Annotated in this window: 19 protein-coding genes; 3 read left to right on the top strand and 16 right to left on the bottom strand. The window is 66.1% G+C overall.

Translation table 11 applies throughout. From position 1 onward, the window contains the following. The first annotated feature begins 3 nt into the window (after nucleotides 1-3). Complete coding sequence (gene puhE / locus BSY238_RS12160) at nucleotides 4-855, top strand: putative photosynthetic complex assembly protein PuhE (RefSeq protein WP_223300117.1); 852 nt, start codon at nucleotides 4-6, stop codon at nucleotides 853-855. Nucleotides 856-910: 55 nt separating this feature from the next. Here puhE and BSY238_RS12155 read toward each other — a convergent pair whose 3' ends face one another. The 12 genes from BSY238_RS12155 to BSY238_RS12100 all read right to left on the bottom strand — a co-directional run bounded on the left by BSY238_RS12155 (nucleotide 911) and on the right by BSY238_RS12100 (nucleotide 12,960). Next, nucleotides 911-1,723 (bottom strand): peptidylprolyl isomerase, encoded by an 813-nt coding sequence (locus tag BSY238_RS12155; protein ID WP_069039370.1) that lies wholly within the window; start codon nucleotides 1,721-1,723, stop codon nucleotides 911-913. Nucleotides 1,724-2,102: 379 nt separating this feature from the next. Next, nucleotides 2,103-3,197 (bottom strand): photosynthetic reaction center cytochrome PufC, encoded by a 1,095-nt coding sequence (gene pufC / locus BSY238_RS12150; RefSeq protein WP_069039369.1) that lies wholly within the window; start codon nucleotides 3,195-3,197, stop codon nucleotides 2,103-2,105. Next, on the bottom strand, nucleotides 3,194-4,171 hold the full coding sequence (pufM, locus tag BSY238_RS12145) for a photosynthetic reaction center subunit M (RefSeq protein ID WP_069039368.1): 978 nt from the start codon (nucleotides 4,169-4,171) through the stop codon (nucleotides 3,194-3,196). The genes pufC and pufM overlap by 4 nt, the downstream gene beginning before the upstream one ends. Before the next feature lie 23 nt (nucleotides 4,172-4,194). Then, the gene (gene pufL / locus BSY238_RS12140; RefSeq protein ID WP_223300116.1) at nucleotides 4,195-5,013 is read right to left on the bottom strand and encodes a photosynthetic reaction center subunit L; all 819 of its coding nucleotides are present in this window, start codon (nucleotides 5,011-5,013) and stop codon (nucleotides 4,195-4,197) included. Nucleotides 5,014-5,124: 111 nt separating this feature from the next. Next, nucleotides 5,125-5,325: a light-harvesting antenna LH1, alpha subunit gene (pufA, locus tag BSY238_RS12135; RefSeq protein ID WP_069039366.1), complete on the bottom strand. Its 201-nt coding sequence runs from the start codon at nucleotides 5,323-5,325 to the stop codon at nucleotides 5,125-5,127. Nucleotides 5,326-5,335: 10 nt separating this feature from the next. Then, nucleotides 5,336-5,566 carry a light-harvesting antenna LH1, beta subunit gene (gene pufB / locus BSY238_RS12130; RefSeq protein ID WP_083224038.1) on the bottom strand — a complete coding sequence of 77 codons (231 nt, stop codon included), beginning with the start codon at nucleotides 5,564-5,566 and terminating at the stop codon, nucleotides 5,336-5,338. Between the two features lie 157 nt (nucleotides 5,567-5,723). Then, a complete protein-coding gene (gene bchZ, locus BSY238_RS12125) occupies nucleotides 5,724-7,172 on the bottom strand; it encodes a chlorophyllide a reductase subunit Z (protein ID WP_069039365.1) in 1,449 nt (482 codons plus the stop codon). 85 nt (nucleotides 7,173-7,257) lie between these two features. After that, on the bottom strand, nucleotides 7,258-8,784 hold the full coding sequence (bchY, locus tag BSY238_RS12120) for a chlorophyllide a reductase subunit Y (RefSeq protein WP_069040647.1): 1,527 nt from the start codon (nucleotides 8,782-8,784) through the stop codon (nucleotides 7,258-7,260). 10 nt (nucleotides 8,785-8,794) lie between these two features. Beyond that, entirely contained in the window at nucleotides 8,795-9,817 is a 1,023-nt protein-coding gene (locus BSY238_RS12115; protein WP_190295015.1) for a chlorophyllide a reductase iron protein subunit X, read from the bottom strand. Next, entirely contained in the window at nucleotides 9,814-10,749 is a 936-nt protein-coding gene (gene bchC / locus BSY238_RS12110; RefSeq protein WP_069039364.1) for a chlorophyll synthesis pathway protein BchC, read from the bottom strand. Before bchC ends, BSY238_RS12115 begins: the two co-directional genes overlap by 4 nt. A 103-nt stretch (nucleotides 10,750-10,852) precedes the next feature. Then, entirely contained in the window at nucleotides 10,853-12,028 is a 1,176-nt protein-coding gene (locus tag BSY238_RS12105) for a methyltransferase (RefSeq protein ID WP_069039363.1), read from the bottom strand. Between the two features lie 38 nt (nucleotides 12,029-12,066). Beyond that, nucleotides 12,067-12,960, bottom strand: a complete 894-nt coding sequence (locus tag BSY238_RS12100) for a polyprenyl synthetase family protein (protein WP_069039362.1) — start codon at nucleotides 12,958-12,960, stop codon at nucleotides 12,067-12,069. 203 nt (nucleotides 12,961-13,163) lie between these two features. Here BSY238_RS12100 and BSY238_RS12095 point away from each other — a divergent pair, with 203 nt between their 5' ends. Next, nucleotides 13,164-14,120, top strand: coding sequence for a hydroxyneurosporene synthase (locus BSY238_RS12095; protein ID WP_069039361.1), 957 nt, complete (start codon nucleotides 13,164-13,166; stop codon nucleotides 14,118-14,120). A 2-nt stretch (nucleotides 14,121-14,122) separates the two neighbouring features. On the opposite strand, the gene BSY238_RS18540 is transcribed toward BSY238_RS12095, so the two are convergent. After that, nucleotides 14,123-14,278 carry a hypothetical protein gene (locus BSY238_RS18540; protein ID WP_190295014.1) on the bottom strand — a complete coding sequence of 52 codons (156 nt, stop codon included), beginning with the start codon at nucleotides 14,276-14,278 and terminating at the stop codon, nucleotides 14,123-14,125. Nucleotides 14,279-14,367: 89 nt separating this feature from the next. Between BSY238_RS18540 and bchO the strand changes: the two genes are divergently transcribed. Then, nucleotides 14,368-15,252, top strand: coding sequence for an alpha/beta fold hydrolase BchO (gene bchO / locus BSY238_RS12090; RefSeq protein ID WP_069039360.1), 885 nt, complete (start codon nucleotides 14,368-14,370; stop codon nucleotides 15,250-15,252). A 134-nt stretch (nucleotides 15,253-15,386) separates the two neighbouring features. On the opposite strand, the gene BSY238_RS12085 is transcribed toward bchO, so the two are convergent. From BSY238_RS12085 to bchI, 3 genes are all read right to left on the bottom strand, one after another. Further along, the gene (locus BSY238_RS12085) at nucleotides 15,387-16,442 is read right to left on the bottom strand and encodes a phytoene/squalene synthase family protein (RefSeq protein ID WP_069039359.1); all 1,056 of its coding nucleotides are present in this window, start codon (nucleotides 16,440-16,442) and stop codon (nucleotides 15,387-15,389) included. 234 nt (nucleotides 16,443-16,676) lie between these two features. Continuing rightward, nucleotides 16,677-18,500: a magnesium chelatase subunit D gene (locus BSY238_RS12080; RefSeq protein WP_223300115.1), complete on the bottom strand. Its 1,824-nt coding sequence runs from the start codon at nucleotides 18,498-18,500 to the stop codon at nucleotides 16,677-16,679. Continuing rightward, nucleotides 18,490-19,509, bottom strand: a complete 1,020-nt coding sequence (gene bchI / locus BSY238_RS12075; RefSeq protein ID WP_069040644.1) for a magnesium chelatase ATPase subunit I — start codon at nucleotides 19,507-19,509, stop codon at nucleotides 18,490-18,492. Before bchI ends, BSY238_RS12080 begins: the two co-directional genes overlap by 11 nt. Between the last annotated feature and the right edge of the window lie 81 nt (nucleotides 19,510-19,590).

Here is a 19,590-nt window from a genome sequence, read left to right as displayed (position 1 = left end):
CCGATGAGCGACTGGATGACGCCAGCGCTGTTTGCACTCGGCCTGTGGTGGTTCGCTACCGGCGCCATCCTCTATCTGGACGGTCTGCCGCGGCGCACCTTCCGCCACAGCCTGCTGGCAGCCAGCCTGCTGATGGTGGCGGCACTGTTCGCGCTGAACCACAGCGCGGCAGATCAGTCGGTCGCGATGACCTACTGCAGCTTCACCAGCGCGCTCATCGTATGGGGCTGGCTGGAAATGACCTTCCTGATGGGCTTCATCACCGGCCCGCGCAAGCAGGGATGCCCGGAAGGCTGCGGCGGACCGGCACATTTCTGGCACGCTACGGAAGCCATCATCCATCATGAGCTGTCGATACTCGTCGCCGCCATCGCGATCGCTGCCATCACCTGGGGCGACCCGAACCAGACCGGCACCTGGACCTTCATGCTGCTTTGGGGCATGCGGCTGAGCGCCAAGCTGAACCTGCATTTCGGCGTGCGCAATTTCAGCGAGGAATTCCTGCCGCCTCACCTGACCTACCTGAAGAGCTTCTTCCGCCGCCGGCGCATGAACCTGCTGTTTCCGTTCTCGGTGACCGCCGGAACGATCGTGACAGTGCTGCTGATCCAGCAGATCGGGGCGGCCGGCAACAGCGAGGCGACCACCGTGTGCTTCACGCTGCTGGCCACGATGTCCGGCCTGGCTGTGATCGAACACTGGTTCATGGTGCTGCCGCTGCCGTTCAATGCGCTGTGGAAATGGGGCCTGAAGTCACGCCAAGTGAAATCCGCTCCGACCGTTATGCGGGTTCATGAATGTACAACAGCGGTGCATGCGCATCGCATCGCCACCGCGGACGCTGCCAAGCCCTGATCCGCCGGGTCGGCCGGACGCGAGCGCTGCGCGCCCGGCCGGGCCCCACAATTCACTACTCGACCTTCGCCTTGCCCAGCAGGGTGGTGACATGCTCCTGCACGGCCTGCTGCTGCAGGTGCTGGACCATCCGCTCCTTCACCTGTTCGAGCGGCGGCGGACCCTTCTTGCGCACGTCATCGAGCAGGATGACGTGGTAGCCATACTGCGTCTTCACCGGCTCGGTCGTGTACTTGCCCTTTTCCAGCCTGGTCATCGCGTCGCTGAATTCCTTGACGTAGGTTGCCGGATCGGCCCAGCCAAGATCGCCGCCCCGTTCCTGGCTGCCGGTGTCCTTCGAATACACGACCAGCGTACCGAAATCGATGCCGCTGTTCAGGTTGTCGATGATGGATTTCGCCGCGCCCTCCTGATCGACCAGGATGTGCCGTGCCTTGTATTCCATACCGGTACCCATCTTGGCCGCGGCGCGGTCGTACTCGGCCGTGATCTGCGCGTCGGTGACCGGATGATCCTTCGACCATCCGTCGAGGTAGGCATTGATCACCATCTCGTCGCGCGCGTACTCGATGCGCTGAAGCAGTGCGGGGTCCTTGTCGACCTTGCCTTCACGCGCCGCCTGCAGCAGCACCTCGCGACGCACCAGGTGATCACGCACGCGCGAACGCAGATCCGGGCTGTCGAGCGCTCCCTGCGCCACCTGTTCCTTGATGAAAACATTGCCAAGTTCCGACGGTATCTGCACGCCGTTGACCTTGGCGACCTGGTCGGTGAACGCAGGGGCCGTCGCGGCTGCTTCCTGCGCCAAAGCGGGGAGTGCTGTGGCGATCGCGATCGCGGCGGCCAGACAGCTCAAAGTGTGGTTCATCGGTGGATCCTTCTGTTTTCAGGTGTGGGCTCTGGTCGCAGCGCTGCGGGCACTGGCGAGGCCATGCATTAGTGGGAACACGGAACGGAAAGGTTGCAGTCCGGCGACGCTCCCCGGCGACAGATTCTCGCAGGTTCGTGCTCGGCCGCGAACCCCTGCTGTCATCACCCTGGTGCAGTGCAGCCCCTGTTGCACTGCAGCACCTCAGGTGAAGCAAACGCGCGACAGCGCTGCGTGAACGGCTTCGGGCCCCGTGGGGCCCGAAGGGTGCTGCGAGGGTCCGGATCCGCCCCCGCAAACGCCGTCTGGCACGGCGGGGGTGATGCAGGAGCGGCCGGACGATCTTTGCCGACCACCGGCACGCAGCCGGCGACCGAGCTTACGGCTTCTCGGCTTCAGCCGGCATTTCCGAAGCCGGCTCGGCCGGTGCCTCGGGAGCGGCCGCAGCCGGCATCGCTGCCAGCGCACCCGCTGCACTCAGCGCCATGTAGTCCTTGAGCATCGGCGCACCGTACAGCGGCTTGTAGGCTCCCTGATGGCAGGTTGCGCAATTGACCTTGGCCACGTCACCCACGGCGCCAAGACGATGGACCGGGAAGGTCTGCGTCAGCGGTTCCATATAGGTGTTGTTCAGGTCACGCGACATCCGGATGCCGTGCCAGGCGGTCACGCGCTGCGGCGTGCTGGTTTCCCACGACGAGAAGGCACGCGTGTTGTGGCAGTAGGTGCAATTCACGCCGAGGCCATCCGACATGTGCATCATCAACGCGTAGGTGTCCTCGGTCGCCTGGATCGATCCCACCCGCACGTTCGGCAACGCGGTCTTCGCATTCACGGCGATCGTGTTTGCCTTGCTCAGATACGGGGTGAAAGGATCGTAGGGCAGCGATGCATAAGCCACCGACTCGGCCGGGGTGTTCTGCCCGCCCTTGCTGCCGACCATGCGCGTCGCGTGCTTCTGCGGCTCCGGTGCGAACCACACATTGGCCGGAACCGGCATGCCGCGGTGGCAGGTGTAGCAGGTGACGCCGGTGTCCGCGACGTGGGTCTTGTAGTCGCTGTTGATGGTCTGCGTCATCTGGATCATGCGCCGCGCCACGACCTTGGTGTAGAGCGAGTCATCGGCCAGATTCTGCAGGTTGTGGCAGTAGCCGCAGCCCTGCTCGGGCGACACCCACTGCGTCATGGCAACCATGATGCGGGTGAATTCCGCCACGCTGACGTCGCCCAGTACCTTGACGTTCTGATACACCTCCGACGCCTTCTGCCCTTCCTGCGGTGCTGCGGGCAGTGCCGCAGGCACGGCATGGATGCCGGCCTGCTCGGCGACGATGCGCGGGTTGGACACCTTGACCATCGCCGTGCCGCGGAAGCCGTGCTGCTCGGTGGTGATCGGCGGCTTTTCGCATGCCGACACCAGTACGCCGGCCGCCAGCAACAGTGCGATGCGTATCGCTGTGTAGGACTTCATCATTGTTGCGCTCCTTGCAGCGTTGCGGGATCGACAACGACGCCGAATACCGCGGGGTACATCGGGGCGACGTGATGCTTGACCGCCCACAGATACCAGTTGTCGACCACGGTGCCGGTGAGCAGGATGCCGATGCCGCCGGTCAGCGGGCACAGCACTGCGAACCACCAGGCCCAGCGGTGGATGGATTCCATCGACGCGTTGAAACCCATCGTCCAGCGCCAGAACAGTGCGGCACGTTCCGATGCCGTACCGCGATCGACGATCTGTTCGATTTCGCGTTCGCCACCGAAGCGGCTCACCGCAAGGATGGTTGCACCGTGCATGGCGAACAGCAGCGCCGAACCGTAGAGGAAGGCGATCGACAGCATGTGGAACGGGTTGTAGAACAGATTGCCGTAGCGGATCGAGAACGCAGCCGTCCAGTCAAGGTGGGGAAAGATGCCGAATGGCACCGCTTCCGACCAGGAACCCATCAGCAGCGGACGGATGAAGCCGAGCACGAGATAGAGCCAGATCGCCGCGGCGAAGGCCCAGGCCACGTGAGTGCCCATGCCGAGCGCCTTGGCGCGGCGGTACATGCGCAGCCACCACAGCATGATCGACAGCGTCAGGAAGAAGCCGGCCATCAGCCACCAGCCACCCTGATTGAGCGGCGGCAACTTCAATCCGTATTCCGGCGGCGGCGGCTCGAGCCCCAGCCAGAACAGCTGGCGCACGAACTCGATCGGACTCCAGTTGACCGACGCCAGCATGTTGAGGCCGATGATCTCGAACGCGACCAGGAAACAGACGATCGATGCGATACCCAGCCAGCCCAGATAGATCGGGCCGATCTGTGCATCGCCCAGCCTGCCGAACAGATGCACATCCGTGGGTTTGCCCATCCGCTCACGGTCGTCGCGACCGATCGAGACGCCCGGGAAGGCGGGTCCATGTACCTGGACCTGGGTGAAAATATTCTGGTATTCCGCCATGACTCTACCCTCTCTTTCTTCTGTTAGCGCCACACGGGGAGGTTGAGCCACCAGCTCCACCATTCGGGCCAGCCGCGCGTCCAGAACGGGCCGCTGATGATGATGCACACGGCACTCCAGAAGACCGCCGACAGCGCAAGGAACAGCCCGAGACGGTGCACACCGAGCGTGCCGATCGAGTAGCCGATCGCATCGCGGAAGAAAGTGTTTTCATGATCCGGCGTCTTGACCACTTCGCCCTTGGCAGGGTTGGTCGAGGACAGGATGAGCGCGCCGTGCAGCGACAGTGCGAGAGTGGTGGCAAAGAAGAAGCTCACCGCCAGCATGTGCGCCGGGTTGTAATGGAAGTGCAGATACTGGTAACCGGTATTCGAAACCCAGTCCAGGTGACTCATGATGCCGTAAGGGAATCCGTGGCCCCACGCACCCATCAGGATGGGCCGGAACACGACCAGGGTCACGTAAGCCAGGATCGCGAAACCGAATGCCACCGGAACGTGATAACCGATGCCAAGCTTGCGACATATTTCAACTTCACGCAGCGCCCAGGACACAAAGGCACCGATTGCACACACCGTGATCAACTGCCAGAGCCCGCCTTCCATCAGCGGCGCCATGCCCAGCCCGTAACTCAGGTCGGGCGGCGCAACGTTGATCTGCCACAGATTCCAGGTCGGTCCCTGCGAGGCACTCCAGACGATGAGCAGCGTTCCCACGAGGGAAAAGAACATCGTGGTGACGCCGAAGAATCCTACATAGAAGGGGCCTACCCAGAAATCGAACAGGTCTCCGCCTATCAGCGTGCCACCGCGGACGCGGTACTTTCTTTCAAAACTGAGCATGGACATGCCAACCCCCTTTTGGGAAGCCTTCGGGCCTCCACTTTTCAAACTTGGCTTCGCAACAAGCGAGGCCGGGCAGGCCCGGTCCTCGCCAGACTTGCGCCTTCCTCTTTACTGCACCTGATTCAGTGCAACCGGTGCCGGCATCGCGACACTTGCCGCAGCCATCGGCTTCTTGCTCGGTCCTTCGATCCAGTTGAAGCGATCGGTACTGAGAAGAATGAAATGAATCACGATCGCGAGCACGAACAGAAAGACGGCCAGAGCCACCAGTGATCTGCGCGGATCGAACAACATCCATATACGCCACATATTTATGCTCCTATGCCTGATAGATGTAGGGGATGACTGAGTACGTCGCTGCCCGGACGCCTTCAATCAGTGACGCATAACCTTCCGAACCCGGCAGCCACGGACGCCAGTTCCAGACGAGGATGTGTGCAACGATTGCGACGACGAGAAAAACGATGAAACTCGTCATGAAAATGGCGTGGAATTCACGCGCCTCGGAAGCTGTCAGTCCTGACAGGGATCCGCTATTGGCATCAGCCATAACATTTACCTCCTGATGGGCCTTTCGGCCGTATTACCACCGCGCAAACCCCGCGCGGCAGGGACTTTCGAGGCAGACCGCACCCCGGAAGATCGTGTTCCGGTCAGACCGGACGCATTTTCGTTTTCTGTCACTGCGCCTTCGCGGCCGGCCGCACTCATGTCGGCTCGAGCGCAAGGCGCGCATTCATTACCCGCTCCGCCGTGATGCGCGCTTCGTCGGCGCGGCGAGCGTCTTCTTCCGCCCGGTCGCGCAGGCGCTTGGCTGCCGAGATGCGGACCAGGAAGGGTTTTTCATTCACGTACTGGTCGAGCAGGCGCTGCGCCTCGTCGTCCCACGGACGCGTATCGGCGCGCGAGATGCGGGCAGGTGTCGGATCCACCCGGTCCATGTCGGTGGCCAGCGGCAGGATGTGGAACAGCGCGTCGAACAGCGCGTTGCACACCTCCTGCACCACATACGTCGCACCGGCGTAGCCCATGAAGGGCGTCCCGGTGTGGCGACGGATGATGGCGCCCGGGAAGGACGAAGGGATATAGCTCGCGCGGGCGCCGCATTCGGCCATGTACATGCGTTCGTTGTAGCTGCCGAACATCACCAGTGGCGTCTTCTCGCGCACCAGACGACGCACATCCGCGTTGTCGGTCTTCTGCCCCGGGCAGCGCGACACCGAGAAGTTGCACGGCAGGCCCATGTCTTCCTCGAGGAAGTGGCGCAGGCCGCGCGCGTAGGTTTCGTTGGCGACCACGGCAAAGCTGGCGGTACCGAAGAAATCCTGGGTGACCGAGCGCCACAGGTCCCAGATCGGCTTGATCGTGGTGTGCTTTTCGCGCTCGATGAAGGGCTCCGGATCGACACCGGTCAGTTCGCCCAGCTTGCGCAGGAAAAGGGTGGTGCTGTGCAGGCCGATCGGCGCCTGCAGGTAGGGACGTTCCAGCGTTTCGCACAGCAGGCGACCGAACTCCCGGTACATGCAGACATTGACGTCGGCATTGACCAGCTTCGGCACGTCGGCCAGGTGACTCCCGAGCGGGAACACCATATTGATCTCGCAGCCGATGCCTTCGACCAGGCGGCGGATTTCGGCCAGATCACTGGGCGTGTTGAAGGTGCCGTAGATCGGCCCGATGATGTTCACACGCGGCTTGTCGCCTTCGGCGCGCGGCTTGCGCTCCGGAATCTTCTTCGTGCCGTACTGCGTCCAGAGCCAGTTGATGGCGCGGTTTGCGCACTGCCACTGGTCCTCGTCGATGGTGCGCGGCAGGAAGCGCTGGATGTTCGTGCCTTCTGGTGTCACGCCGCCGCCGATCATTTCGGCGATCGAGCCGGTCACCACCACGGCCGGCATGTCGGGATCGAGCACCGCGTGGGCACGCTTCATCGCCCCTTCGGTGCCTTCGCGTCCGAGCTGCTCTTCGGCCAGTCCGGTGACCACGATGGGCAGTTCATGCGGCGGCAGGCCGTCGGTGTAATGCAGCACCGAAGTGACCGGCAGGTTTTCGCACCCGACCGGGCCGTCGATGACCACCTGCAGGCCCTTGATGGCGGTGAAGACGTACACCGCACCCCAGTAGCCGCCTGCGCGATCGTGATCGAGGACTAGCATGTCGTCCTCCGCCCGGCCGTCCGAAGGAGGGCGACTGCCGCTTCGAGGGGCTGCCGATGGTTGGCGAGGGGGCTCCGATTCGGCCTCATATGGCCTCCTCCACGCTGCGCGCCTTGGCCAGCTTGGCCATTTTCGCCTTGTAGGCGGTGCGGAACTCGGGATGGTCCTTCGGCGATTCCTGCCAGACACCGGCGGTGTGCCCGGCGCCGACCCCTTCAAAGAAGTCGCTCATGGTGTCGAAGCGCGCCTTGTTGGCGATGGCGCTGTTGATCACCGTGGCCAGCGAGCCGGCACCGGCCGGTCCCATCAGCGGACGGGCGGAAATGAGGTTCGTGAAGTACAGACCCGGAATGCGGGCCTCCTTCGCCGCCTGCACGATGGGCGTCGTGCCGATCGCGAGGTCGGGCTTGAATTCATGCATCGCCGCCAGATCCTGCTCCAGCGACGCGCGGTACTGCACATGCACGCCGCGCGCGTTCAGCCAGTCGAGGTCGGCCGCGCTGTGCACCGTCTGCGGGCAGGCCGTGCCGACGTAGCGCAGATCGGCGCCGCTTTCGACCAGCAGGCGGGCGACCAGCAGTTCCGATCCTTCGTAGCCGCTCAGCGTGATGCGACCCTTGATCGGATTGGCAGACAGCGCGCCACGGATGGCGGGCAGAAAACGGTTTCTGGCCGCGTCGATCTGCGCCTGTCCGACATTGCATGCGTTGCCGATGGCCTGCAGCCAGGCGTCTGTGCCGTCGTGCCCGACCGGCGCCGAACCGACGATGGCGCGCCCTGCGGTTTCGAATTCACGGAAACTCGCGGTGTAGAAAGGATGGATCCCCGCCACCACAGCGCAATCGAGGGCTGCATACAACTCGCGCCACTCGCGCGTCGGGACCACCGGACCAGCCGCCAGGCCAAGGGGTTCCAGCATCGCGCCGATGCCGACCGGATCCACCGGAAACATTTCACCCACCAGAGCGACCGTGGGCTTGTCGCTGATGCCGTTGCGCGGCGCCTGCACCGGGCCCTGCTCGGCTTCGGTGCGTGCGTAACGCAGCATCGCGCCGGCCAGTACATCCTTTGCCTCGGCATGGGTCGGCACGCCGAAACCCGGCACGTCGATGCCGATGATGCGCACGCCGTTGATGTCCTTCGGCAACAGCTGCAGCGGCACACCACTGGCGGTCGGCACACACAGGTTGATGATCACCACCGCGTCGTACTGCGCCGGATCCGCCAGCTTGAACACCGCTTCGCGGATATCTTCGAACAGCTTGCCGGTCACCAGCGATTCGCTGTTGAACGGCACGTAACCCACGCTGCGGCGCGCGCCGTAGAAATGCGAGGTGAAGGTCAGTCCATACACGCAGCAGGCCGAACCCGACAGCACGGTCGCGGTGCGGCGCATGCGCAGACCGACGCGCAGCGAGCCGAAGGCCGGACACATCGACTGGGGCTGATCGTGCGGACCTTTCGGATAATCCACCGCGTACTGATCCAGCACACCGCTCTTGCCGGCGGCGCGGGCGGCGCCTTCCAGCTGGTCGCGGCCGGCATGACAACCCAGACCGTCGCTTTTCAGCGCGTCGGCGTTGATGACCTTGATGTCGGATATGTTGGACATGGTGGCCACCTCAAACGGTGTCGTACACCACTTCGAGCGTGGGCTTGATCACTTCATCCTTGCCCAGCATGTCGGCCACGGTAGCCGGCGTCATCACGTAGTCACGCCCCGTGACATCGGCAGCAAACAGGCCCAGCAGGCCGTCCTGCGTCATGGGTTTCGGCCGTACCGGCGGCGCTTCGGCCACATTCATCGCCAGTTCCTCGAACAGCGGCGCCCACTGCGAGCCGGGCCGACCGATGATTTCGTAGCTGGCGCTCTTGCGGCGGATGTCGTCGTTGGCGGGAATGGTGGCCAGCACCGGAATGCCGGCTGCTTCGGCGAACTGAGCGGCCTCGCCGGTGCCGTCGTCGCGGTTGATCACCACGCCGGCCACACCGACGTTGCCACCGAGCTTGCGGAAGTATTCGACCGCACTGCACACGTTATTGGCGACGTACAGGCTCTGCAGGTCGTTGCTGGCGACGACGATGACCTTCTGGCACATGTCGCGGGCGATCGGCAGGCCGAAGCCGCCGCACACCACGTCGCCCAGGAAGTCGAGCAGCACGTAGTCGAAGCCCCAGTCGTGGAAACCGAGCTTTTCGAGCGTTTCGAAGCCGTGGATGATGCCGCGACCGCCGCAGCCTCGGCCCACCTCGGGTCCACCGAGTTCCATCGCGAACACGCCGTCACGAATGAAGCAGACGTCGCCGATCTTCACTTCTTCACCGGCGAGCTTCTTCTTGCTGCTGGTTTCGATGATGGTCGGGCAGGCCTTGCCGCCGAACAGCAGGCTGGTGGTGTCGCTCTTCGGGTCGCAGCCGATCAGCAATACCTTCTTGCCCTGCTGCGCCATCATGTAGCTCAGGTTGGCGAGCGTGAAGCTCTTGCCGATGCCGCCCTTGCCGTAGATCGCGATGATCTGCGTCGTCTTGGTCGCTTCACCGGTCGGGACCGGATCCGGATCGATGGCGGCTTCCGCACGCAGCACCTTGTTCAGGTCGAACTTGATCGGCGAAGTGCCGGACGATGTTCCGCAGGCGTCGCTCATGACATGGATCTCCAGTCGAGAATCATTTTCAGGCAGGCCGGATCGGAGAACGCCGTGCGGTAAGCCGCATCCGCATCGGTCGCACTCTGCCGGTGGGTAATCAGACCTTCGAGCGACAGCCGCCCGGCGGCTGCCATGTCGCGCACCGTCACCAGATCGGCTTCCTGCCACTGCGCGGCGATGCGCAGACGGGCTTCACGCATGAAGGCCGGCGGGAAGTTGAAGGACAGTGCGTCCTCGTAAAAACCGGCCAGCACAATCTCTCCGTGCGGGGCCAGCCGGGCAATGAGTGCGTCGAGCAGGCTGCCGTCGCCGCTGACATCGCAGATGCAGCGGTAATTGCGGCGCTCGTCGGTGGCGGGGTCGATGACGCGATAGCCTTCTGCGCCATCGGCGCGCGCCGGATTGCGTTCCCACACGATCGGGTCGCCACCTGCGGCAACGGTCAGGCGGGCGATCATGCGACCCAGAACGCCGTGGCCGATGATCAGGTCGGGCAGGTGATCGCCGTCGGCGATCGCATGCTGCCCGGTCGCCGCAAGCGCCAGCAGGATGCCGCGTTCGCCGAAGCTGTCGTCCAGCGTGACGGTGCGGGCAGCCGGCACCACCAGACGGGAGGCCGCACCGCCGAACAGACCGCGCACTTCGCCGAAGCAGCGTGCGCCCGGCACGAATACGTGATCACCGACATTCAGACCGGACGTGGCACCGGCGGCGCTGACGCGCCCCACCGATTCGTAGCCCGGTACCAGCGGATACCCCATGCCGGGGAACGGCGGCATGCGGCCGGACCACAGCAGGCGCTCGGTGCCGGTACTGATGCCGCTCCACTCGACGTCGACCACGACGTCGGCATCGCCTGCCGGCGTCAGTTCGAGCTGGCTCAGCTCCAACTGCTCCGGCTGCTTCAGTACTACGGCAATACTGTTCATCGCGCCTCCGCGTTGAGGACCCCGTCGTTCATGTGTCGCGACGGCTTGTCACCTTGAGTGTCATTCTAGGCTTACTCTGATTAGTGTCAACTAATCATTACATTTATGTCTGTAAATGTTTCGGACGCGCGACCAGCACGCATGTCTGCAAAGGAATACGGGTCGGAATCAGGCCGATCTGGCAGAAGCCTGCGGCACGCAGCATTTCGGTCAGACGGGCTTCGGAGCGCGGACGGCCGCGGCCCATCGCCATCAGGTAGAAGCCAAAGTAGGCATCGCCCACCGGCTCGGCGCCGCGCACCCCGGACATCTGTTCGGCAATAAGCAGCACGCCGTCGTCCGGCAGCGCACGATTGATAGCCCGCAGCAGCGCCATGACATCTTCGTCGTCGTGGTCGTGCAGCACGCGCACCAGCGACACCAGATCGGCACCGGTCGGCAGTTCGCCCGACTGGAAGGAACCGCCGAAGGCCGTGGCACGCGCCGCGAGACCGGCCGCATCGAAACGCATGCGTGCGCGCTCGGCGACCGCCGGCAGATCGAACAGCTGAAGTTTCAGATCGGGCGCGCGCTGCGCCGCTGCGGCAAGGAAGCTGCCGTCGCCACCGCCGATGTCGAGCAGGCAGCGATGCATGGCGACCGGATAGGCGTCGAGCACCTCGGACGCCACCATCGGCTGCGATGCCGCCATCAGCGCGGTGTAGTCGCGGATGCGTTCGCCTTCCAGCGCCGACGCCTGTTCGTTGCCGGCATACGGCCAGTATTGCGACAGCGCGGTGCGCTGCGACAAGCCGCGCAGCAGCGCCAGCGGATCTTCGAAATCACGATAGATGCGACCGTGGTGTTCCACCATCGCCGAGATGCCCGGATTGGCGACCATGGCCGTGCCCAGCATGCCCAGACCGTAGCGGCCGCCGGAACGACGGGTCACCAGGCGCAGCGCGACCGCTGCATCGAGCAGGCGGGTGGCCGCTTCGTCCGACATGCCGATGCGGGTCGCGATGCGACGCACATCCATCGGACCGCCAGCCAGCAACCGGAACAGATCGACCCGCACGCAGGCCAGCAATATCTGCGAATAGACGAAGCCGCCGCACAGATCGAACAGCGCACGCGCCTCGCGCCGGGCTTTCCAGCGGGTCAGCGGAAACGCGGACGCCCAGTGATGAAAGCGCGGGCTGCTGAGCAGGCGATCGGCGGCGTTACGCAGGCGTTCGGCGAGACCGGGCTTGCGATCGCCGTCGAAGGCCGACGAATCCATGCTGAACGGGGTACTCATTTCGTCTGTGCGCGGTCAGGAAGCGGGAAGACCCGGCTTCACAGGACGCTGTCGGCGAGTTCGCGCGGAATCAGCCGCGATGCTTCCATCGCGATCACTGCGCGCAGACCGTCGGCACCCGAACACACCGGTACCGAATCGATGGCTTCGGCCACCAGCAGGTTGAGGCGGCGGATCGCGCCGTGCAGACCCAGTTCGCGCACTGCGCTCGGACGACCGAGTGCCACATCACGACCCACTGGCTTGCCGATCTTGGACGCATCGGACGCCGCGTCAAGGATGTCGTCGGCGACCTGGAAGGCTTCACCCATGCAGTCGCCCAGCGCACGCCAGGGGCCGGGATCGGCGCCGGCAGCGGCGGCACCCGCCATCGTGGCCGACGCAAACAGCGAACCGGTCTTGGCCTGCTGGTACTCGCGCAGATTGACGTCGGACTCGCATTCCCACGCCTGACCGGCCACGATGCCCGACGGCACGCCGACACCGCGACCGATGATCGACAGCAGCGGCACCAGGCGATAGGGCGCGTTCGCACCGCCACGCGCCAGCGTCTGGAAGGCGAGCACGATCAGCGCATCGCCGGCCAGTACCGCAATGCGTTCGCCGTAGGCACTGTGCACCGAAGGCTTGCCGCGGCGCATCGGTGCATCATCGAAGCAGGGCAGATCGTCGTGCACCAGCGAAGCACAATGCAGCAACTCGATGGCGGCCGCGGCGTGATCGGCGACCGAGGTGTCGTCTTCGCCGCAGGCGCAGGCGGCGGCGAGACACAGCCGCGGACGGATGCGCGCACCACCGGGGAACACGGCATAGCGGATGGCCGATGCGAGCAGCGGCGGGCAGGTCGGACCGTCGGCATGCGACAGTGCGGCTTCCAGCGATTGTTCGACTGCAGCACTCAGGGCCTGCTCGATACGCTTCATGCCGTCCATGTCCGTCTCCTTTGTTGTCGTCGCGACTGTCAAGCTTGCTTGTCGCGTAGTAGTGTCATGTAATGTAGACATTACATACGGCAACGTCAATCACGATTTACAGGAGCTTCCGTGAGCGCGCATGACAAGGTTCGGAACAGGCGGGATGCGGAGCGCAGCCGGCGTGCAACAGGCGAACGCGCCTGCGCCATGACGGCCAGCCGATGAACGCGCGCGACTTCTCTGCTCGCGTGCCGCCCGGTGGCTACCAGTGGTGGTATGTGGATGCGATGAGTGATGACGGCCGCTACGGCCTGACCATCATCGCCTTCATCGGCAGCGTGTTTTCACCCTATTACGCGGCGGCGCGGCGACGCGCGCCGGGCGCCGCCGATCCGCAGGATTTCTGTTCGGTCAATGTCGCGCTTTACGGCGACTGCCGGCGCTGGGCGATGACCGAGCGCGGCGTCGGCGCGCTGCGCCGTTCGGCCCGTGAACTGGCCATCGGCCCGAGCCGCCTGCACTGGGACGGTGACATGCTGGTGATCGATCTGGACGAAATCACGACGCCGATGCCGCAGCGCCTGCGCGGACAGGTGCGCGTGCAGTCACCGGTGCTGTCGCGCAATGCCTTCGCGCTCGATGCCGAAGGGCGGCACCTGTGGTCGCCGATCGCGCCCTGCGCACGGGTCAGCGTGCAGCTCGATCAGCCCTCGCTGAACTGGCAGGGCGATGGCTATCTCGACAGCAATGCCGGGGAAACTTCACTCGAAGAGGCCTTCGTCCGCTGGCACTGGTCGCGCGCCAGCCTGCACGGCGGCGACACGGCCGTGCTGTATGACGTGACCCGGCGCGATGCATCGAGCGCCTCGCTCGCGCTGCGCTTCGATGCCGACGGCGGCTTCAGCACCTTCGAACCGCCGCCCGAACAGGTGCTGCCGACCACGATGTGGCGCGTCGGCCGCGCCACGCGCAGCGAGCATGCGTCGCCGCAGGCGCAAACGCTGGAAGACACACCGTTCTACGCCCGGTCGATGGTGCGCACGCAGCTGCTCGGCGAATCGGTCGGCAGCATGCATGAAAGCCTGGACCTCGACCGCTTCCGCAGCCGCTGGGTGCAGACCCTGCTGCCCTTCCGCATGCCGCGTCGCAGCGGCACGCGGGTACGTGCGGCGCTGTAAGCTCAGTGCGCGGCGCCGTTGTCCTCGTCGGTCGCATCGGCCCGCGCGCGATCGGCCCTGATCTGGCGTCGTACCGACACCAATTGATAGATGGCGAATCCGAGCACGCCGCCGATCACCAGCAACGCTTCGATCAGTTTCAACATCGTGGAACTCATGTCCTGCCCTCCTTCGGCCCTTCATTCTCGGTCCTTGTCCCGGTGGTGCTGACCCCGCCCCCCGGCACAGGTTCGGCTGCCGCACTGTCATGAAGGCGCTCGACTGGACACGCGACGGCGGCGACTGGCCCAACCGCACAGCCAGCCGCTTCGTCGAGGCCGGCGGGCTGCGCTGGCATGTGCAGGTCGCCGGCGACGGACCTGTCCTGTTGCTGCTGCACGGCACCGGCGCGGCCACGCATTCGTGGCGTGCGCTGCTGCCCGAGCTGGCGACACGCTACACCGTGGTCGCGCCTGACCTGCCCGGTCATGGCTTCAGTGCCACAGCCGCGTCGCACCGGCTGACGCTGCAGGGCATTGCGCGCGCACTGGGTGGCCTGCTGGCGGCATTGAAGGCGGAGCCACAGGTGGTCGCCGGGCATTCGGCCGGCGCGGCCATCATGCTGCGCATGAACATCGACGGCCTGCTGCCGGCACGCACGCTGGTCAGTCTCAATGGCGCGATGCTGCCGTTGCCCGGGCTGGCCGGACTGCTGTTCCCGCCGGCGGCACGACTGCTGTCCGCCCTGCCCTTCGCGCCGCAGGCGTTCGCCTGGCGCGCCACGCAGCGCGACGCGGTCAACCGGCTGATCCGCAGCACCGGTTCGGCGCTCGATCCGGCTGGCGTCGCGCTGTATCACAAGCTGGTCAGCACGCCCGGCCATGTCGCCGGCGCACTCGCCATGATGGCCAACTGGGATGTCGCGCCGCTGGTGCGCGACCTGCCGTCGCTGCGCGCACCGCTGACGCTGGTGGTCGGCAAGGGCGATGAAACGGTGTCGCCGGAAGAATCGCGACGGGTGCACCGCATGATCCCGGGCTCGCGTCTGGTGGAACTGGACGGTCTGGGTCATCTGGCGCACGAGGAAGCACCCGCGCTCGCCGCGCGGCACATCTTCGAAGCGGATGAAAGCGACGGCATCGCGCACCGCTGAATGACCCGAAAGTTTCAGTTGATCGGCGCGTGTTGAGGATGGAGGGCGACGCTGGCAAGGCACGGGGACGCGGCAGGATGGCACCCTGCGAGCCGTGCCTGCAACGTCGATCAGCTGAGGTTTTCAGGTTGGGCTCAGCCGGGCGTGCCCTGGGTATTGCGATTGCGTTCTTCGCGTTCGAGCCGCTCGAACAGGTCGATCAGCCACTCGATGCGCTGCTGCGGCGTGCGACGCGGAATGCCGATCAGTGCCGACATGTCGACGGTCGGCGCAGCGGCCACCGCGTCAGCCAGCGCCGACACCTCATCAAGCACGTGGTAATGCGCCGTGGCGGACAGGGTCGGCGCGCCGCTGAGCGCTTCGGCCAGCAGCACGCTCTTGCGCCAGGACGACACGATGCTGCGCGACGACACGGAGTCGTAGCCGCGGCGTTCGACACCGCGGCCGATTTCGGCATAGACGCTGCGCGCCGCACGGATGCCCGGTCGGCAGCCTGACGGCAGCTTTTCGATGCCGGGCGCGGCACGCGCATACAGCAGGTCGGCACACTGCAGCAGGCGGCGCACCACATTCGCGAGCCGGTCGTCGAATACCGGTTCGGCCAGCCAGCCCGCCGGATCGAGCCCGGCTTCGATCATCCAGTCATGCGGCAGATAGAGCCGGCCGCGCCGGGCGTCTTCGCCGACATCACGCGCGATGTTGGTGAGCTGCATCGCCAGCCCCAGATCGCAGGCGCGCGCCGCGATTTCACGGTCGCGCACGCCCATCAGCAGCGCCATCATCGCGCCGACCGTGCCGGCGACGCGGGCGCAGTACTCGAACAGTTCGGACTGCGTCATGTACTGACGGCCACGTGCGTCCCACTCGAAGCCTTCGATCAGTGCCAGCAGCAGCGACGCCGGAATGTTGAAGCGGGCCACCACGCGGGCCAGCGTGCGGTCGGCGGGTTCGGGATGCGGATGTCCGGCGCAGGCCTGCTCTACCCGCCAGCGCAGATGCGCAACCGCGTTCTCGTCCGCCTGGCTGTCATCAACCAGGTCGTCGGCGATGCGGCAGAAGGCATACAGCGAACAGGCCGGCTCGCGCACGGCGCGCGGAAGCAGCAACGAAGCCGCGAAAAAGGACTTCGAGCCGTTGCGCAGCAATTTGCGGCAGGCCAGCATGTCCTGCGCATGCGTCGGCTCAGCCATGCAGGTCACGCTGCGACGCACCGCCGGGGATAGACGACGCTTCAGCGGCCACGATGCGCGACGACGGGCGACCGATGAACACGGCAATTCCTGACAGGGCGGACGGGGACATCATTGTGGATCGAGTATAGGTATGTCAATTTGAATTGACAATAAATTTCTCGAAAGATTGACACTCGTCAGCCCGCCCAATCGTGCGCGGGTATACCGCATGGGCCCGCCGCAGCCGACTGCTCAGCCGATCGCGCGGACGATCTTCGAAATGCTGACCGCGTCGGCCGCCGACAGCGGCATGTACATCGCCGCCATGTCGAGTGCCAGTTCCCGCGCGGCAGGCTGCGGCCGTGGCGACGTATCGATGAACAGCGCACGGAAGGCGCTGGCGCGTACCCGGCGCGCGGCCGAGCGCGCATCCTCCTCGGCGCGGGCACGACCACCTGCACCGTCGCGCGCCACATTGGCACGACCGTCGGTCAGCAGCACCAGCGTCGGCGTGTCGCCCCGGCGCTGCACCGCGTCGGCCAGCAGCCAGCCGGCATCAATGCCGGCGGCCAGCGGCGTGCCGCCACCGCCGGGCAGACCGGCCAGACTGCGCTTGGCGCGCACCAGCGAACGGGTCGGCGGCAGCAGCACCTCGGCGCCGGTGCCGCGGAAGGCGATCAAGGCGACGCGGTCGCGCCGCACATAACAGTCCGCCAGCAGCAGTTCGACCGCACCCTTGGCTTCGGCCAGCCGGTTCAGCGCCGACGACCCGGAGGCGTCGACCAGGAAGATGGTCGTGGTTTCCGAGCGCTGTGCGAAGCGGGTGATGCGGAAGTCATCCGGCCGTACATCGATCAGGCAGTTCGACGGCGCAGAAGCGCGGGCGGCACGACGCAGTGGCTGCCAGGGCGCGGCCGCGCGCAGCGTTTCGATCAGGTTCAGGCGCGCGCCGTTGCCGGGTGTGCCGCGGCGGATGCCGGCCGGCCGGCCGCGCAGACCGCCGGCGCGCAGCGCACCGGCACGTCCGGCGCTGCGCGCGCGCGGCAGGCGCCCGGCCGCCGCCTGCAGACGCGCCAGCAGTCCCGGTGGAATGGCCGCCTGTGCAGCTTCCAGCACCACGTCATCCAGCGGCCGGTCGGCCGGTGGCTGCGCGTCGCTGTCCGATGCATCCTGCTCCGCCTCGGGTTCGGGCGGCGGCGTGTCTTCGGGGGGCGTGTCGTCCGGCTCCGGCGGCGAGGCATCGGCCTGTTCGGGCGCCGTTTCGCTGGTCGGAAACTGCGTGGCACGCGGCGCGAGCACAAGCTGGGCGGCCAGCGTCACATCGTCGGCGGCCACCGCATCGCGGCCATCGAGCGCCGCGGCCGCGCGCGCCACCCGCACCGACTGCAGCAACGCGCGCATCGACGTGACGCCAAGTGCGAGTGCAGTCGCCGCCAGTGCTTCGGTGGCACCCGGCGGCACGATGACCACCGGCAGACGCGCACGCGCCTGTTCGATGTCGGCGGCGCTCACCGGCAGTAGCGTACAGGTCTGCGCGCGCAAGCCATCGAGATCGAGATGGAAGGCCAGCCGGTCGCACAACGCTGTCGACAGCGGCTCGTCCTCCAGCCCTTCGTCGAGCGCAATCACGGCAAACGCCGCCGCGCTGGTCAGCGCAATGCCGTCACGCGCCAATGCCACTTCGCCCGCGTCCATCACCGCGGTGACACGGGCGGCGGTTCCGGGCGGCAGGCGCTCGGCCATCGCCAGCAACACGAACCCGCCGTGCGCGTCGACCAGCAGGCCGCGCTCGGCGACCGGCCGGCCGGCACGCAGCGTGGCGGTGAGGTCCAGCCCGCCCAGCAGACGACCGTCGGTGACGTTGAAGGGCACGCGGCGCATCGGCGTACCGGGCGGCAGCATGTCGCGCAATTGCGCGAGCCAGGCGTCACGCACCGGTCCTGCCTGGGCATGCAGGCGCACACCGCCGGTGCCGACCGGATCGACCGCACACAGCGCACAGGCCAGCGCAGCGCGCAACCAGGGGTCATCGACGACCGTCGCCTGCTCGGCGCCGGGTGTGGCGCTATTTTCCAAACAGCTCTTCCACCGCGCGATCGACACGCGCGCCGGAACCGGCGTCATCCAGCGGATCGCGGCGCAGGCGGTGGCGCAGCGCGGATGGCGCGATGCGGCGCAGATGGGCGTCGCTCACCGCGTCATCGCCGTCGAAGGCCGCCAGCGCGCGGGCGGCGCGAATGAGCGTCAGTTCGCCACGCAGGCCATCGGTACCGAGTGCCATGCACAGACGGGCTGCCTGCTCGACCACGCCATCAGGCACCTGCACGCCGGGCAGGCGTTCGCGCGCCGCGACGATCTTCTTGCGCAGCTTGTCGTCGTGCTTCTTCCAGTGCGCGACGAAGGCATCGCGGTCACGCTCGTACGCATCGCGCCGGCGCACCACCTCGACCCGGGTCGGCAGGTCGGTCGGCGTCGTCACCTCGACCGACAGGCCGAAGCGGTCGAGCAGCTGCGGACGCAATTCGCCCTCTTCCGGATTGCCGCTGCCGACGATGACGAAGCGCGCCGGATGGCGCACGCTCAGGCCTTCGCGCTCGACCAGGTTTTCGCCCGACGCGGCAACGTCGATCAGCAGGTCGACGAGGTGGTCTTCAAGCAGGTTGACCTCGTCGATGTACAGGAAGCCGCGGTTGGCACGCGCCAGCAGGCCGGGCTCGAAGGCCTTTTCACCGCGCGTCAGCGCGCGCTCGAGATCGAGCGCGCCGACCACCCGGTCTTCGGTCGCGCCGAGCGGCATGTCGACCACCGGCACCGGCACGAGGTGGCTCTTCAGCGTGCCCTTGCCGGCCGCACACTGCACGCAGCACGGCGCACCGTCGGCCGGATCGCACTGATAGGGGCAGCCGACGACCGCGCGCATCTTCGGCAGCAGTGCCGCCAGCGCGCGCACCGCGGTCGACTTGCCGGTACCGCGGTCGCCGAATACCAGCACGCCGCCGATGGACGCATCGACGGTGGCGACCAGGATGGCCAGTTTCATTTCGTCCTGGCCGACAATGGCCGAGAACGGGAAGGGTTGTGACATCGACAAACCTCGGGTCAGGGCCGCGCGCTGCGCGCACCCGGATTGAATGACGCGCCTGCGTCGCGGCGTGTCACTTTAGAG

It is taken from the genome of Methyloversatilis sp. RAC08, from assembly GCF_001713355.1.
Lineage (GTDB): Bacteria > Pseudomonadota > Gammaproteobacteria > Burkholderiales > Rhodocyclaceae > Methyloversatilis.
Note: the sequence above shows the minus strand (reverse complement) of the source record. Positions and strands in the feature narration are given on the sequence as shown.

Bases quoted from the DNA above. Each gene is read 5' to 3' on its own strand.
- pufM (WP_069039368.1), bottom strand. From the start codon at position 4,171: ATGGCGGAATACCAGAATATTTTCACCCAGGTCCAGGTACATGGACCC.
- bchZ (WP_069039365.1), bottom strand. From the start codon at position 7,172: ATGCTAGTCCTCGATCACGATCGCGCAGGCGGCTACTGGGGTGCGGTG.
- BSY238_RS12155 (WP_069039370.1), bottom strand. From the start codon at position 1,723: ATGAACCACACTTTGAGCTGTCTGGCCGCCGCGATCGCGATCGCCACA.
- pufA (WP_069039366.1), bottom strand. From the start codon at position 5,325: ATGTGGCGTATATGGATGTTGTTCGATCCGCGCAGATCACTGGTGGCT.
- BSY238_RS12095 (WP_069039361.1), top strand. From the start codon at position 13,164: ATGAACGCGCGCGACTTCTCTGCTCGCGTGCCGCCCGGTGGCTACCAG.
- BSY238_RS12115 (WP_190295015.1), bottom strand. From the start codon at position 9,817: ATGAGCGACGCCTGCGGAACATCGTCCGGCACTTCGCCGATCAAGTTC.
- pufB (WP_083224038.1), bottom strand. From the start codon at position 5,566: ATGGCTGATGCCAATAGCGGATCCCTGTCAGGACTGACAGCTTCCGAG.
- BSY238_RS12085 (WP_069039359.1), bottom strand. From the start codon at position 16,442: ATGGCTGAGCCGACGCATGCGCAGGACATGCTGGCCTGCCGCAAATTG.
- bchI (WP_069040644.1), bottom strand. From the start codon at position 19,509: ATGTCACAACCCTTCCCGTTCTCGGCCATTGTCGGCCAGGACGAAATG.
- bchC (WP_069039364.1), bottom strand. From the start codon at position 10,749: ATGAACAGTATTGCCGTAGTACTGAAGCAGCCGGAGCAGTTGGAGCTG.
- pufL (WP_223300116.1), bottom strand. From the start codon at position 5,013: ATGCTCAGTTTTGAAAGAAAGTACCGCGTCCGCGGTGGCACGCTGATA.
- BSY238_RS12100 (WP_069039362.1), bottom strand. From the start codon at position 12,960: ATGGACGGCATGAAGCGTATCGAGCAGGCCCTGAGTGCTGCAGTCGAA.
- bchO (WP_069039360.1), top strand. From the start codon at position 14,368: ATGAAGGCGCTCGACTGGACACGCGACGGCGGCGACTGGCCCAACCGC.
- pufC (WP_069039369.1), bottom strand. From the start codon at position 3,197: ATGATGAAGTCCTACACAGCGATACGCATCGCACTGTTGCTGGCGGCC.
- puhE (WP_223300117.1), top strand. From the start codon at position 4: ATGAGCGACTGGATGACGCCAGCGCTGTTTGCACTCGGCCTGTGGTGG.
- BSY238_RS12105 (WP_069039363.1), bottom strand. From the start codon at position 12,028: ATGAGTACCCCGTTCAGCATGGATTCGTCGGCCTTCGACGGCGATCGC.
- BSY238_RS18540 (WP_190295014.1), bottom strand. From the start codon at position 14,278: ATGAGTTCCACGATGTTGAAACTGATCGAAGCGTTGCTGGTGATCGGC.
- bchY (WP_069040647.1), bottom strand. From the start codon at position 8,784: ATGTCCAACATATCCGACATCAAGGTCATCAACGCCGACGCGCTGAAA.